The following is a 14,171-nucleotide window of genomic DNA, read 5'->3' as shown; positions in this document are numbered from 1 at the left end:
GCCCGGCCGCTCGGTTCGTCGCTGGAGCTCAGCCGGCGGTGGCGGGCTCCGGGGGCAGGTCGGTGCGTGCCGTGACGTTCATGCGGTTCCACACGTTGATGACCGCAATCGCCATCAGCAGGTGCACCGTCTCCTTCTCGTCGTAGACGGCCGACACACGCGCCCACACGTCATCGGTTACGCCCTCGTGGTGCAGCAGCGTGACCTGCTCGGTCAGCGCCAGCGCAGCCGGCTCGCGCTCGGTGAAGAGAGCGGGAGCCTCGTGCCATGCGGCGATCAGGTCGATCTTGCGCTGCTCGACACCTGCCTTGCGCGCGTCGGCAGTATGCATGTCCAGGCACCACGCACAGCGATTGATCTGCGAGGCGCGGATATCGACGATCGCCAGCAGGTCGGCGCCCAAACCGCCTGAGTTCACGTACTTCTGCAACGGGAAGACCGTCTACGTTCGACGTTACGCCCGGGGCCTCCGGCAGTGCGGCCGGGCAGCCCGCTCTACGGTGGTCCGCATGGGCCACACCGTGCTCGCCATACCAGTGCTTGCGCTCGATGAGGTCGTGCGCGAACGCACCCGGTTCTACGACCCGTCCTTCGTCTCGACCGACGCACGGTTCGCCCACGCCCACATCACCGTGCTCGGTCCATGGGTCCCTGACCCGGCGCCGGCTGATCTTGGAGCACTCGCCGAGATCGCCTCCACGACAACTTGTTTCGAGGTCACGCTCAACGCGCTCGACGAGTTCCCCAATGGCCTCATCCACCTGCGACCCGAGCCCGACGGGGAGGTGCGCCTGTTGACGAAGCGGTTGGCGGCAGCCTTTCCGGCATACCCTCCGTATGGCGGTGAGTTCGCCGATGTGGCACCGCATCTCACCCTCGACCAGCGCTCCGCGACGGTCACGCTCGCCGCGGTGCGGGCACGAGTGGCGCACCTGCTTCCCGTCACCGTCCGGGTGGACCGCATCGATCTGCAATGGTGGGCCAACAACGACTGCCGTCAGCTGCAGTCGTTTCCGTTGGATGACGACACGGAGGAGTCGGCGTGAAGACCCTGATCACCGGCGGGGTCCGCTCCGGCAAGTCCCGGCATGCCGAGGCCCTGCTGGCGCAGTACCCATCCGTCACGTATGTCGCCCCCGGGCCGACGCCGGCCGAGGACGCCGACCCGGACTGGGCCGCCCGGATCGCCGAGCACCGCCGCCGCCGACCGGCCGGGTGGGTCACCCTCGAGACCCGTGACCTGGTGGCAGCCCTCGGCGTCGAGGGGCCGGTCGTCGTGGACTGCCTCGGGACCTGGCTGACCGCTGCGCTGGACGAGCGCTCGCTCTGGGACGCGTCGAGCGAGGCCGCGACGATGGCCGTGCGGGTTCTGCTCGATGACGCGAAAGCCGCACTGGCGAAACGGGATCAGGTTGTTCTGGTCACCAACGAGGTCGGTCTCGGAGTGGTGCCCGCGCATCGCTCCGGCCGGCTCTTCCGCGACCTGCTCGGTCTGGTCAATCAGGAGATCGCCGCGGAGTGCGACGAGGTGCACCTCGTCGTCGCCGGCCGAGTGCTGGTGCTGTGAGGGGCCGCTGCCGGCATACCGCTCAGGACAGCGCCACGAGGAGAGCGACCAGCGAAAGCTCCACGGTCGCCCCGAACACGTCACCGGTGACCCCGCCGAACCGCTGAACCGCCCGGCGCAGCACGACACCCACCACGACCAGCGCCGGCACCGCCGCGACGGCGCCGCGCCACCAGGCCAGCCCGGCCCAGCCGCCCGCGGCAGCGAGCACGACCGCAACGATCACCCAGACGAGCGCGGCCACGGGCACAGGAACCGTCTCGGTGTAGGTGTGCCCGAGACCGTCCGGGCGGGCCGGTGGCACGCCACGGACGCAGCACATCGCGAGTGCCGCACGCGACGCACACACCACGAGTCCGGCGAGGATCGCCGCCTGCCACCAGTGATTCCGCCCGAACAGCGCTGCCAGACCGGCTGCCTGCAAGCCCATCGCGAGGACGACGGCGGCAACCCCTGCGGGCCCGGAGGTGCCGGTCTTCATCACCGCGAGGGACCGTTCGCGATCGAACGACGCCGCCAGACCGTCCACCGTGTCGGAGAGCCCGTCCAGGTGGAAGGCGCGATTTCCGAGGACGACGGCGCCGACCGCGAGGAGCGCGGTGACCAACGTCGAAAGGTGGAGCCAGTGCCCGAGCAGCGCCACGACGGAGACGGCTGCTCCGAGCGGCAGGGCGGCGAGCGGTGCGATGACCATGGCGGTGCCGGCCGTGCGGCGATCCACGTTCGCCGGGGGCCGGACGCGAACGGCGGTCAGCGTCCCGACGGCGAGACGCCAGGCGTCGAGCAACATCAGGCTTCGAGCTCGGACAGCAGGGCGACGTCGCGCAGTAGCGCCACGGCGCTGCGCAGAAGTGGGACAGCGGCGACGGCTCCCGAGCCCTCACCGAGCCGGAGTCCCAGGTCCAGAAGCGGCTCGAGCCCCAGTTTCGCGAGCGCGAGGGACTGTGCCGGTTCGGTGGAGCGGTGGCCGGCGGCGAACCACGCGGACGCGCCGGCATCGATCCGGTCGGCGGTCAGCGCGCACGCCACACTCATCAGGCCGTCCAACAGCACTGGTATGCCGTGCTGTGCAGCTGCCAGCAGGTATCCCGTGGTCGCGGCGAGGTCGGCGCTGCCGAGCGCGGTGAGCGTCTCGATCGGGCTGAGCGTGCGGTCGCCGGCACGGGCGAGCGCGGCGTCGATCACGTCCGCCTTGTGCATCAGGCCCTCGTCGGTGATCCCGGTGCCGCGCCCGACCACCTCCGCACCGGGCAGGCCCAGTGCGGCGGCCACCAGTGCGGCCGCCGGCGTGGTGTTGCCGATCCCCATGTCGCCGCTGATCAGGAGCTGCGCACCCGCCGCGATCTCCTCGCCGGCCACAGCAGCCCCGGCGGCGAGCGCCGCCTCCGTCTCGTCGGCGCTCAGGGCGTCGTCGAGGTGGATGGCGCCGCTTCCCCTGCGGATCTTGTATGCCGTCAGCGCGGCCCGCTGCTGCGCCGAAATGTCCGGGAAGTCTTCTGCGACACCGATGTCCAGCACTCGGACCGCGACGTCGTGTGCGCGGGCGAGGGCGTTGACGCCGGCTCTGCCGGAGAGGAAGGTGCGCACCATCGCACCGGTGATGGCCGCCGGGAACGCCGAGACACCGTGTGCGGCGACACCGTGGTCACCGGCGAAGATCACCAATCGCACGTTGTCGAGGGGACGTGGCGGCACCTGACCCTGGCAGGCCGCGACCCAGACGCCGATCTCGCCGAGTCGGCCCAGGGCACCCGGTGGGGTGGCCAGGGCGGCCAACCGTTCGGTGGCTTCGGCACGGATGGCGGCGGAGGGCGCGGACAGCGAAGGCATGGTGCATTCCTATCCGATCCGCCCCGCCGGCTGCACTCAGCCGTCGGGTGTCTCCTCCGGGGACCCGCCGCCCTCGGCGGAGATCTCCGCCAGCAGCTGCGAACCCGCCACCACCTTGCGTGCGAAGTGCGCGTGCATCCAGTCCAGGTGGTCGTGCCGGCTGCGCATGATGCGCAGCGTGTCCCAGTTGGGGAAGACCTGCTGCAGCACGTGGGTGTCCATCAGCCGTGGGTCGACCTCGAAGACGTGCTGGAAGGTCTCCTGCGCGACGTCACTTGCCCGGTCCGGTGCCGGCGGGGTCATCTGCTCGGCGTAGCGGTAGGCCGCCGCGGCGGTCCGACCCTCCGGGCGTGCGCCGTTCTGATCCGTCATCGGCCCACTCCTTCGACACCGCGGTCGTCATACGCCCGATCCAGTTGGTACTTCCCGGGATTCATGATGTTGTTCGGGTCGAGGGTGCGTTTGATGTCGAGCATCACGTCGAAACCGCGACCCAACTCCTGCGGCACCAGGTCGACCTCACCCTCGCGACACGAACCGTGACAGGTGCTGATCGACCCACCGTGTGCCAGCGCTGCCGCAGCGATGTCCCGCTTGGCGCCGACCCACAGCGCCCACGCCTCGTCGTCCAACCGCTGCTCCCAGATGCCGACGTCGATCTCGGTCAGGTAGTCGACACCGGTGTTGCCGGACGTGTAGCAGAACATCCCCCAGTCATCGAAAATGTCTGTCTTGCGGCGTAGTTCGGCCACGATCCGGTGCCACTCCCGTGACACCGCCGGCAGGTTGGTGTAGTTGACCGCGGCGTCCTCGCAGTGCCAGCTCATCGGGATCACCTGGCCGTCCTTGGTGCGCCCGTGCAGCGGTGTCGCGTAGCGGTCGTGCCTGGCGGCCCAGTCGCCCTCGGAGATCTCGTCGCCCAGGTAACGGGCTCCGTGTTGTTGCGCGATGCGGAACAGGCGGCGCCCGGCGGCACGCACCTCGTCCTCGTACCCGTACATCACCGCGCACACCAGCGCGCGCACGTCCGCCGGCTGCGGGATGTACGCCTCGTCGTCGCGGCGCAGGTAGGCCACCTTGTACTCGTCGAAGAGCACCGCGCCGGCGAACGTCGCGACACCGGCGCGGGCGAGCGCGCCGACGCACCGGTAGGCGTCGTCGTAGTTGTCGAACGCCCAGAACGGGGACAGCTCCGCCTCCGGCTTGGGGAAGAGCTTCAGCGTCGCCTCGGTGGCGATCCCGAGGGTGCCCTGGTGGCCCATGAAGAGGTGCTTGAGCTGGTAGCCGCTGGACGACTTGCTGATCTGGTGTCCGCCGCCGTCGCCCACGTGCATCACGTCGCCGGTCGGCAGCACGTGGTCGAAGCTGAGCACCAGGTCGCGGGTGTGCCCGTAGCGCGACCCGATCAGCGACCAGCCGCTGGTGCCGATGCGGCCGCCCACCAGCGAGCAGGGGTATGACGCGGGGTCGTCCGGGTAGAACAGTCCGTGCGGTGCGAGCTGCTCGTTCAGTTTCAGCATGTTGATGCCGGTGCCGACGGTGACGGTCCGGTTGTCCAGGTCGAGCGAGTGCACCTTGTTCATCGCCTTCAGGTCGACGACGATCCCGCCCCGGAACGGCGAGGCTCCGTCGGTCAGGCCGGTGCCGCCGTCCCGCGGCACGACCGGAACGCGCAGGTCGTTCGTGATCCGGACCACGGCCGAAACCTCGTCGGTCGTGTCGGGCAGCACCGCCAGATCCGGCAGCCGCTCCGACCACAGGTGCACCGGGAACGGCGCCGGCACCCGGGCGCGGTTGTAGCGGTCGGTCTTCGAGGTGAGGATCTGGTCGTCCCGCAGCACGCCGTGCAGCGCCCGGACGACCTCGTCCAGCGCCGAGGTGGTCATGGTCATCTCAGTGCCCTCCGCATCCGCAGCCGCCGCTGCCGCAACCACAGCCGCCTCCGCCGCAGCTCCCACCACCACAGCCGGTGCCGCGGGTCCGACGGGCCCGGCCGGGTACGCCGCTGCGTTCCTCGGCGAGGCGCTTGTCGCCCAGCTCGCCGCGCGAGCCGCCGACACTGATGCCCAGTGACTCGGCCAGCAACTCGTGCAGGTCGAGCACGTCGATGTCCTGCTCGTCACCAGCCGCGGTGAGCGGGCGCTCGGACCAGGGACAGGCACTGACCAGGGTGTCGACGTCGAGTTGCGCTGCCTTCTCCAGGCGCAGGCCGCTGATCGCAGCGGTCAGCTCCGGTTTCTCCACCGGTAGCCCACCACCGCCGCCGGAGCAGTAGGACCACTGGGTGACGCGGTCGACGTCCTCGAAGCGCAGCCCAGGAATGGCGCGCAGGATCTCCCGCGGCTCCTGCCAGATGCCCTTGCGCTTGTTCAGCCGGCACGGGTCGTGGTAGGTGATGGCGCGGTCGACGGGCACGCTCGGGGTGAGCTTCCCCTCGCGGATCAGTTGCGCGAAAACCTCGATGACCAGGACGATTTCGATGTCGTACTCGTCGCCGAAGTACTTCGGGTAATCCTCGGTGAAACTGATGTAGTCGTGCGGGTCGAGGACCAGGATCCGTTTGGTCCCGGATGCCCGCCAGTCGTCCAGGTTGTGCCGCGCGAACCGCTGGGCCTGCTCGACATACCCCATCTCCGCCGCGGGACCACCGCAGCACCACTGCTCCTGCATCAGCCCGAAGTCGTAACCGGCCGACTGCAGGATCTGCGCGACGGCACGCGGCACCGACGTCCGGTAGAAGGCCGCCTCGCAGTCGACGAAGAGCACCGTCTCCCCGCCGATCGGCAGGTCGAGGCCGTGCGCCCAGTCGCGCACCTTCTCCTGGCTGACCGGAGTGTCCCCGAGCACCGGTTCGTGGGTGCGGTCGTTGGTGCGCTCGTTCCAGGTCTGCCAACCCGGCTGATGGATCCCCTTGTCCACTGCGAGCGCGCGCACCGCCTTCACCACGTCGACCGTCCGGGTGCGGAAACGATAGAAGTCACCGGTGAAAAGCGTGTTGGGACAGCGTAGTTCGCAGGCTCCGCACTGGGTGCAGTTGACGTAGTCGGCGGCGATGTCCTCGACCTCCAACTCGCCGCGTTCGAGCGCGACAACGTTGGCGTGGAACGCGGTCGGGGTCCAGGAGTCATTGCGGGCGACCTGGGTCACCGGGCACACCTCGCGGCAGAACTTGTGACCGGAGGAGAAGCAGTTGTATGACGCATTGCGCCACTGCTCGACGAACGCTCGTGTCTTCGGATCGGACGGGGTCGGCGGCCCCGAACCCACCGTGTCCCCGAACGCTTCGAGTCCCAGTGCGGCGGCCGCTGCCGACCCTGGTGTGAACGGTTCATCCAGTGCATCCGGTTCGCGCGGTGTCCGGTCGGAAAGCTCGGTCACGGGATCGCTCCTTGCCTCGCAGGGCTTCGACCCGCCCGACTCTAGTCGCTAAAACATCTAATATCTACGGTTTTAGAGTGGTGGATACTACGCGGTGAAGGAGGCACCTCGATGCGGAAACTGTCAGGGGACGCTCGCCGCGCGGTGTTCGCACCGCTCGACGACGGATTGGTTCGTAGTGAGGCCGTGGTGCGCCGGTTGACCAGCGCCATCCATCTGGGGCTGCTCGCCGACGGTGAGCAACTTCCGGCGGAGACGGCCCTGGCCGACTCCCTCAACGTCTCGACGATGACGTTGCGTGACGCGCTGGCAGAGCTGCGCGACCGTGGCCTGGTGCAGACGCGGCGCGGCCGGTCCGGCGGGAGTTTCGTGCACGTCGACCCAGCGGTGCTGGACGACCTGTCGCGCCGCCGGCTCGAGGAGATCGACTCCAGCGATCTGCGCGAGCTGTCGGACGCCCACTCGGCCACCTGTGGCGCCGCCGCCCGGCTCGCGGCCATCCGTGCCTCGGAGGCGGAGCTGGGCAGGCTCTCCGACATCGTCGACAACCTGGATGCCGCCGGTGACCTGAGCGATCGGCGGCGGCTCGACACCCGGTTCTGCGTGGAGATGGCGGCGTCCTCCCAGTCGGTCCGCCTCACGCTCGCGGAGATTGACATCCAGGCCGAATGTGCGCAATTCCCCTGGCCGGCAGGCGATTCCGACATACGAGCGGCGAAGGTGGCCACGGGCTACCGGGAGGTGGTGACCGCCCTGACCGCACGCGACGGGAACCTGGCCCGTTCCTGGACGGAGGAGACCCTGGCCATGCAGTCGTCGTGGCTCGTCGAGCGACACCTGGCCATGCTCACCAGCAGGCAGCGCCCGGCCTCCCAGGCCGCCGACGACGCCTCCCCGGCACCTCTCACGGTGTCGCCATGACGCCGCAGGTGCAGCCGGTGGCGGACGTGATTGCCGCGGCAGCCGAGCAGGTCTTCGCGGTCGTGGAGACGGTCCGCTCCCGGTCCGTGCGGCTGTACGAGCAGGTCGTCGCGTCCAGCGGACGGCCGTGCGCCGAGGACATCTCGACGCTCCGACCGTTCATCCAGGACCACCTCGCGGCGCAGACCGGCGTGATCGTCGGTCTGGGCCTGATCGTCGCTCCGGACCTGCTCGCCGACCAGCCGTTGCGGCTGGAGTGGTGGCAGTCCGAGCCGGGGCAGGCCGCCCCCGTCGGGCTCGCGGTCGACCTGAAACAGAACAGCCCCGGCTTCTACGACTACGCCGGGACCGAGTGGTTCGCCGTGCCGCACCGGTCGGGTCGTCGGCACATCATGGGTCCGTATGTCGATGTGCACGGCACCGGCCGTTACATCCTGACCTTCACGGTGCCCGTCATGTCCGGCGACGTCTTCGTCGGTGTGGCCGGCGCAGACGTGTCCGCGCCGGCGTTCGAACGCCGGCTGATCGCCGAGTTCGCTTCCGACACAGGAATCCTCGTGGCCAACCCGGAGGGCCGGGTGGTGCTCTCGAACTGTCCGCGCTGGGTCCAGGGTGACCGATTCGCGGCTCCCGCGACGCCGACGTCCGTGACGGCGACGCAGCTGACCGACCTGCCGTGGCGGGTGTGGCAGGACGTCGCAAAACCATTGACATCAGAGGTTTAATCCGGCTAGTTTTGGCCGACCCACTCGTCGCTCTGCGGAGGAGTTTCCATGGGATCGCCTACGACATCCGTGCACGAGGACGACGACGCTCACCTGGCGTCACTCGGGTACACCTCGGACTTCAAGCGGGACATGAACCTCTGGGGCAACTTCTCCCTGGGCTTCACCTACCTGTCCCCGGTAGTCGGCATCTACTCGCTGTTCGCGTTCGCACTGGCCACCGGTGGCCCACCGATGATCTGGGCCGTCGTCATCGCCGGTGTCGGGCAGCTGCTGGTGGCCCTGGTGTTCGGTGAGGTCGTCGCGCAGTTCCCCGTGTCCGGTGGCGTCTATCCCTGGGCCCGGCGGCTGTGGGGGCGCAAGTGGGCGTGGATGACCGGCTGGATCTACATGTGCGCGCTCATCGTCACCATCGCGAGCGTGACCTACGGCGCCGGCCCGTTCGTCGCCATGCTGCTGGGTATCGACCCCTCCGCCAACGTGACCATCCTGTGCGCGCTGGTGCTGATCGCGATCGTCACGCTGGTCAATCTCGGCGGGACGAAGCTGCTGGCCAAGATCGCGTTCTTCGGCTTCGCCGCCGAACTGTGCGGTGCCGTCGTCGTCGGCGGCTGGCTGCTGATCACCGAGCGGCACCACAACCTCGGGGTGCTGTTCGACTCGATGGGTACGGCGGGCACCGGCACCTACACCTCGGCGTTCCTGGCGTCGGCGCTCATCGGCGTCTACCTCTACTACGGCTTCGAGGCGTGCGGCGACGTCGCCGAGGAGGTGCGCAACCCCGGCATCCAGATCCCCCGGGCCATGCGGATGACGATCTACATCGGCGGTGTTGCGTCGCTGTTCATCACCCTCGCGCTGGTCCTGGCTGTCCCCGACTTCGGGGCGGTCATCTCCGGCAAGGACGCCGACCCGGTGTCGACGGTCTTCCAGGACGCGTTCGGGACGGTCGGTTTCCGGATCGTCATGTGCGTCGTGCTGATCTCGTTCTTCTCCTGCGCGCTCAGCCTGCAGGCCGCGGCCAGCCGGCTGGTCTACTCCTACTCGCGCGACGACATGATGCCGGCGAGTCACCTGTTCCGCCGGTTCTCGCAGAGCCGGCACGTCCCGCCGTACGCGCTCGTGCTCGCCGCCCTGGTGCCGGCGCTGATCATCATCGGATCGAAGATCTCCGCCGACGCGCTGACCAAGATCATCTCGTTCGCGTCGCTCGGCATCTACCTGGGCTTCATGATGGTGGTGCTCGCCGCGCTGCGTGCCCGGCTGCGCGGCTGGAAGCCGTCCGGCAAGTTCACGATGGGTCGGTGGGGTCTCGCGGTCAACATCGCCGCGTTCACCTACCAGGTGCTGGCCGCGATCAACATGGCGTGGCCGCGCACCCCGGACGTGCCCTGGTACGACAACTGGATCGTGCTGCTGTCCGCGTGCGTCGTGATCGCCATCGGTCTCGCGTACATGCTGGCGGCGAAGCCGTACGCCCGCCGCGACGACATCGCACACGGCGACGCAGCCTCATCGTCCGAGCCGGCTGCCGAGCCGGCACCCTGAGGACGGTCCCGGACGCGCAGCTTCGTGTAGGTTTTCCGGCTTGCCTCCTCGGCCGCCGCTGCAGTTCGTAAGATCGAGACTGAACCGATCCAGCTCCCGGAGGTACCCATGCCGCAAACCCCGACATACCAGGTGACCGATCCCGTGACCGGCGAGGTGGGACAGACCTTCCCCTTCGCAACCGACGCGGAGATCGAGGAGGCGGTCGCGAAGTCGGCGGCCGCGTTCCGGGAGTGGCGCGATCGCCCGATCGAGGAGCGGGCCGCCGTCGTGAAACGGGTCGGTGAGCTCTTCGCCGAGCGGGCCACCGAGCTCGGTGCGCTGATCACCACCGAGATGGGCAAGCGCCCCGCGCAGGCGGTGGGCGAGGCCGAGTTCAGTGGCGAGATCTTCGGCTACTACGCCGACAACGGCCCCGAACTCCTTGCTCCCACACCGTTGCCCGGCCACGACTCGGCATACGTCGAGCGCCTCCCGATCGGCCCGATCGTGGGCGTGATGCCGTGGAACTACCCCTACTACCAGGTGGCCCGCTTCGCCGGCCCCAACCTCGTCGCGGGCAACACGGTGCTGCTCAAGCACGCCGAGAACTGCCCGACCTCGGCGCTGGCCATCGCCGGCATCATGCGCGACGCCGGCGTCCCGGACGGCGTCTATGTCAACCTGTTCGCGACGCACGAGCAGGTCGCGAACATGATCGCCGACGACCGGGTGCAGGGTGTGTCGGTGACGGGCTCGGAGCGGGCCGGCCGGGCCGTCGCGGAGACCGCGGGCCGCAACCTGAAGAAGGTCGTGCTCGAACTCGGCGGCTCCGACCCCTACATCATCCTGGACAGCGACGACGTCGGCGCGGCGGCCAAGACCGCATGGGTGACGCGGATGGAGAACGTCGGGCAGGCGTGCAACTCCAACAAGCGAATGATCGTCGCCGACGGCGTGTATGACGAATTCGTCTCCCAGCTCATCGAATTGGCGTCCAAGACCACCCCGCGGCAGCCCGGCGACGACTCGCCGAAGAGCTACTCGCCGATGGTGTCGCGGGCCGCGGCCGAGCGCCTGCACGAACAGGTCCAGGACGCCGTCGACAAGGGCGCGACCCTGCACGTCGGTGGTGAGCTGGCGGACGGCAAGAGCGCCTACTACTCCCCCGCCGTGCTGACCGGGGTGACTCCCGAGATGCGCGCCTACACCGAGGAGCTCTTCGGGCCGGTGGCCGTCGTCTACCAGGTCGGCAGCGACGACGAAGCGGTCGAGCTGGCCAACGTCGTCGACTACGGGCTGGGTGGCGCGGTGTTCAGCACCGACGTCGACCGCGCCCGCAAGGTCGCCGGCCGCCTGGAGGTCGGTATGGCGAACGTCAACACCCCCGCCGGTGAGGGCGCCGACCTGCCGTTCGGCGGCACCAAGCGCTCCGGCTTCGGCCGCGAGCTCGGGCCGCTCGGCATCGAGGAGTTCCTCAACAAGCGGCTGTTCTACGTGGAGCAGTAGGTCCTCAGCTCCCCGCTATGCCAAGCGCGCGCTATGACGCGCGCTTGGCATCACGAAGCCGAAGATTCAGCCGGCCAGCATCCCGCTCACCAGGCCCTGCCAGGTCATCGGGCCGACGACCCCGTCGACGACGACGGTCGGCACGTCGGCATGCAGGCTCTGCTGGAAGCCGCGCACCGCCTGGTCGGTCTTGGGGCCGAACACGCCGTCGACGGCCAGGTAGGTGGCCGGGTTGCCGGACAGGTTGCGGTAGTTGATCTCCACCTGCACACCCTTGACCGCATCGCCGTGGTTGCCGAGGCTGCAGGTGACGATCACGTGCTGCCAGGTCTTCGGCCCCACGATGCCGTCCACCGCGAGCCCGGCGCTGTGCTGGTAGTGGCGGACCGCGGCATCGGTGAGCGGACCGAACGCACCGTCCGCGACCAGCTTCGCGCCGTGCGCGTTGAGCAGGTGCTGCAGGGTGGGGACCGGATGCCCGCCCGCGCCCTGATGCAGGACGGGCCACGGCTGCAGCGTCCCCACGGTGACGGTCGTCGGGTGACGCACCCACGCCTCCTGGGTGATCGCGACCATCGACGGGTGGTCGATGATGCCGATCGAGTTCCAGGTGAACATCGCATAGCCCGCAGCGCCGGCGTTGACGGATGCCGGCACGCTCACGCCGAGTTGCGCGGCGAGCCAGCCGATCGTGCCGTAGCCACACAGCGAGGTGCAGTGGTCCTCGTTGTCGTCGTGGTGGAAGCCGGTGGCGAACCAGCCGTTCTGCCCCCCGGTGCTCAGCCAGGCGTCCTCGAGCTGATCCGCCGCGACGCCGATCTTCACCGGACCTTGTGCGATGGCGCCGTGCAGGCGGGACGGGTTCGTCCAGTCCACGCTGGAGTGGCCGCCGTCGTCATACACGGTGCCGTTGCGGCGGAAGCCGTCGTGCTCCATCCAGGTCAGCACATCCGGCAGGTACGCGCCTTCCAGGACGCCGTGCCCGGTCGCCCAGCCGATCGCCTCGCTGTCGGTGATGAAGATCTCCGGGTCGTGGCAGGCCTTGGCGAACGCCTCCTCGGCCGTGACGCAGTCACCGTGGACGTCGTTGCCCCACATGGAGATCTGCGCCGGCCGGGTGAAGAACTGCGGCGGCGCTGCCACCGGCGGCTCGAACGCCCTCGCCGCCGCGAGCACGTGCCGCGGCGTGGGTATGGCGCCCCGACGTGGACGGGGTGGCGTGACGGTCTGGTCGGACATGGTGATCTCCTCGCGTGAACGCCGCGGTGCAGCGCTGCCGGTGGCCGGATACCGAGAAGGAGGGTCCGATCGCGGGTTTGATACAGCCCGTCGCGGCCCGGCCTACTCCGCCAGTTCCATGGTCGGGGTGGGCCGGCGGAACAGCCGGGTGAGCCACAGCAGGTAGCACGCGCCGACGAAGGCCCAGCACAGGCCGACGATCAGCGAGTCCTTCGGCAGCGACGTCCACAGCCACACGGTGAGCGCGAAGCCGATCACCGGCAGCACGATGTGCGGGATCAGGGCTCGGCCGCGCCAGTCCCGGCCGTCGATCGCGTGCGACTTGATGACGCTCAGGTTGACGCAGGAGAACGCCACGAGTGCACCGAACGAGATGATCGACGCGGCCACGTCGAGGGAGATGAACAGTGCCGCGAGCGAGATCACCCCGACGAGCACGGCGGCGTTCGCCGGCGAGCCGAACCGCGGGTTCAGCCGGCCGAAGAACGACTCGGGCAACACGCGGTCGCGGCCCATCGTGTAGAGGATGCGGGAGACGGAGGCCTGGGAGGCGAGCGCCGACGCGGATGCGCCGCCGATGTAGGCGGCGGTGAAGAACGAGGTGAACGCCGCGCCGCCGATGGCCTTCATCACGTCGAGCGATGCGGTGTCGACGTCGGTGAACGAGTGCCAGTCGGGCACCACGAGCGTTGCGACATACGACAGCAGGATGAAGACCACCCCGCCAGCGATCGTCGTCGCCAGGATGGCTCGCGGGATGTCCTTCCTCGGGTTGCGGGCCTCCTCCGAAAGCGTTGATACAGCGTCGAATCCGAGGAAGGACAGGCACAGCACCGATGCACCCGTCGCCAGTGAACCGAACGATGTCCCGGAGTCGACGAACGGCGCCGACATCGACGGGAGCGTGCCGCCCACGAGGAACCGGATGGCGAGCGCGACGAACACTACGATGAAGATGGCCTGCGCGGCGACGAGCACGAAGTTGATGCGGGCGACCGACTTGATGCCGAGCACGTTCAGCACCGTCACGAGCACGATCGCGGCGATGACCCAGACGGCCTGGGGCACGGCGGGGAAGGACTCGTTCAGGTAGAGCCCGATCACCAGGTAGTTGATCATCGGCAGCAGGATGTAGTCGAGCAACAGGGCCCAACCGGCGAGGAAGCCCACACTGCCGCCGAACGACTGCTGGGTGTAGGTGTATGCCGAGCCCGCCACCGGGTAGCGGCGTGACATCCGGCCATAGCTGATCGCGGTGAACATCATCGCGGCCAGGGTGAGGACATAGGCGCCGGGCACGTGGCCGTCGGTGATCTTGTCGACGGGTCCGAACGTCGTGAAGACGGTGAGCGGCACCATGTAGGCCAGCCCGAAGAGGACGAGCGAGGGCACCTTGAGCACACGGCGCAGGTGCGGGGCTTCGGTCGCCGCGCCGGGCGGCGCGGCGGCGGTGGATTCGGTCATGGTCGGGTCCC

The 14,171-nt window shown here is 69.0% G+C and carries 14 protein-coding genes; 6 read left to right on the top strand and 8 right to left on the bottom strand.

Annotated elements, in window-relative coordinates; all coding sequences use genetic code 11:
* Positions 1–28 precede the first annotated feature (28 nt).
* Complete coding sequence (locus tag FHU39_RS18870; protein ID WP_221185683.1) at positions 29–403, bottom strand: carboxymuconolactone decarboxylase family protein; 375 nt, start codon at positions 401–403, stop codon at positions 29–31.
* 106 nt (positions 404–509) lie between these two features.
* Here FHU39_RS18870 and FHU39_RS18865 point away from each other — a divergent pair, with 106 nt between their 5' ends.
* Both FHU39_RS18865 and FHU39_RS18860 read left to right on the top strand, forming a co-directional pair.
* Positions 510–1,046, top strand: a complete 537-nt coding sequence (locus FHU39_RS18865) for a 2'-5' RNA ligase family protein (protein WP_183322237.1) — start codon at positions 510–512, stop codon at positions 1,044–1,046.
* Complete coding sequence (locus FHU39_RS18860) at positions 1,043–1,567, top strand: bifunctional adenosylcobinamide kinase/adenosylcobinamide-phosphate guanylyltransferase (RefSeq protein WP_183322236.1); 525 nt, start codon at positions 1,043–1,045, stop codon at positions 1,565–1,567. The genes FHU39_RS18865 and FHU39_RS18860 overlap by 4 nt, the downstream gene beginning before the upstream one ends.
* 22 nt (positions 1,568–1,589) lie before the next feature.
* On the opposite strand, the gene FHU39_RS18855 is transcribed toward FHU39_RS18860, so the two are convergent.
* Genes FHU39_RS18855 through FHU39_RS18835 form a run of 5 tightly spaced genes read right to left on the bottom strand, consistent with a single transcriptional unit; the run spans position 1,590 to position 6,775 of the window.
* Entirely contained in the window at positions 1,590–2,357 is a 768-nt protein-coding gene (locus FHU39_RS18855; RefSeq protein WP_183322235.1) for an adenosylcobinamide-GDP ribazoletransferase, read from the bottom strand.
* Positions 2,357–3,397, bottom strand: a complete 1,041-nt coding sequence (gene cobT / locus FHU39_RS18850) for a nicotinate-nucleotide--dimethylbenzimidazole phosphoribosyltransferase (protein WP_183322234.1) — start codon at positions 3,395–3,397, stop codon at positions 2,357–2,359. Before cobT ends, FHU39_RS18855 begins: the two co-directional genes overlap by 1 nt.
* Positions 3,398–3,433: 36 nt before the next feature.
* Positions 3,434–3,769: a hypothetical protein gene (locus tag FHU39_RS18845; RefSeq protein WP_183322233.1), complete on the bottom strand. Its 336-nt coding sequence runs from the start codon at positions 3,767–3,769 to the stop codon at positions 3,434–3,436.
* Entirely contained in the window at positions 3,766–5,289 is a 1,524-nt protein-coding gene (locus tag FHU39_RS18840) for an FAD-binding oxidoreductase (protein ID WP_183322232.1), read from the bottom strand. Before FHU39_RS18840 ends, FHU39_RS18845 begins: the two co-directional genes overlap by 4 nt.
* Before the next feature lies 1 nt (position 5,290).
* The gene (locus FHU39_RS18835) at positions 5,291–6,775 is read right to left on the bottom strand and encodes a heterodisulfide reductase-related iron-sulfur binding cluster (RefSeq protein ID WP_221185682.1); all 1,485 of its coding nucleotides are present in this window, start codon (positions 6,773–6,775) and stop codon (positions 5,291–5,293) included.
* A gap of 111 nt (positions 6,776–6,886) precedes the next feature.
* Between FHU39_RS18835 and FHU39_RS18830 the strand changes: the two genes are divergently transcribed.
* From FHU39_RS18830 to FHU39_RS18815, 4 genes are all read left to right on the top strand, one after another.
* On the top strand, positions 6,887–7,696 hold the full coding sequence (locus tag FHU39_RS18830) for a FadR/GntR family transcriptional regulator (protein WP_183322231.1): 810 nt from the start codon (positions 6,887–6,889) through the stop codon (positions 7,694–7,696).
* Positions 7,693–8,421, top strand: coding sequence for a cache domain-containing protein (locus FHU39_RS18825; protein ID WP_183322230.1), 729 nt, complete (start codon positions 7,693–7,695; stop codon positions 8,419–8,421). The genes FHU39_RS18830 and FHU39_RS18825 overlap by 4 nt, the downstream gene beginning before the upstream one ends.
* Positions 8,422–8,469: 48 nt before the next feature.
* Positions 8,470–9,969: an APC family permease gene (locus tag FHU39_RS18820; protein WP_183322229.1), complete on the top strand. Its 1,500-nt coding sequence runs from the start codon at positions 8,470–8,472 to the stop codon at positions 9,967–9,969.
* Between the two features lie 108 nt (positions 9,970–10,077).
* On the top strand, positions 10,078–11,457 hold the full coding sequence (locus FHU39_RS18815; RefSeq protein WP_183322228.1) for an NAD-dependent succinate-semialdehyde dehydrogenase: 1,380 nt from the start codon (positions 10,078–10,080) through the stop codon (positions 11,455–11,457).
* Between the two features lie 66 nt (positions 11,458–11,523).
* Here FHU39_RS18815 and FHU39_RS23870 read toward each other — a convergent pair whose 3' ends face one another.
* Together FHU39_RS23870 and FHU39_RS18805 are read right to left on the bottom strand one after the other, a co-directional pair.
* The gene (locus FHU39_RS23870) at positions 11,524–12,696 is read right to left on the bottom strand and encodes a peptidoglycan-binding domain-containing protein (RefSeq protein ID WP_221185681.1); all 1,173 of its coding nucleotides are present in this window, start codon (positions 12,694–12,696) and stop codon (positions 11,524–11,526) included.
* Positions 12,697–12,798: 102 nt separating this feature from the next.
* A complete protein-coding gene (locus FHU39_RS18805; RefSeq protein ID WP_183322227.1) occupies positions 12,799–14,160 on the bottom strand; it encodes an APC family permease in 1,362 nt (453 codons plus the stop codon).
* Positions 14,161–14,171 lie beyond the last annotated feature (11 nt).

This window comes from Flexivirga oryzae, assembly GCF_014190805.1.
In the GTDB taxonomy this organism is placed as follows: domain Bacteria; phylum Actinomycetota; class Actinomycetes; order Actinomycetales; family Dermatophilaceae; genus Flexivirga; species Flexivirga oryzae.
The sequence above is the reverse complement of the archived record's forward strand: the minus strand, read 5'-3'. Positions and strand labels throughout refer to the sequence as shown.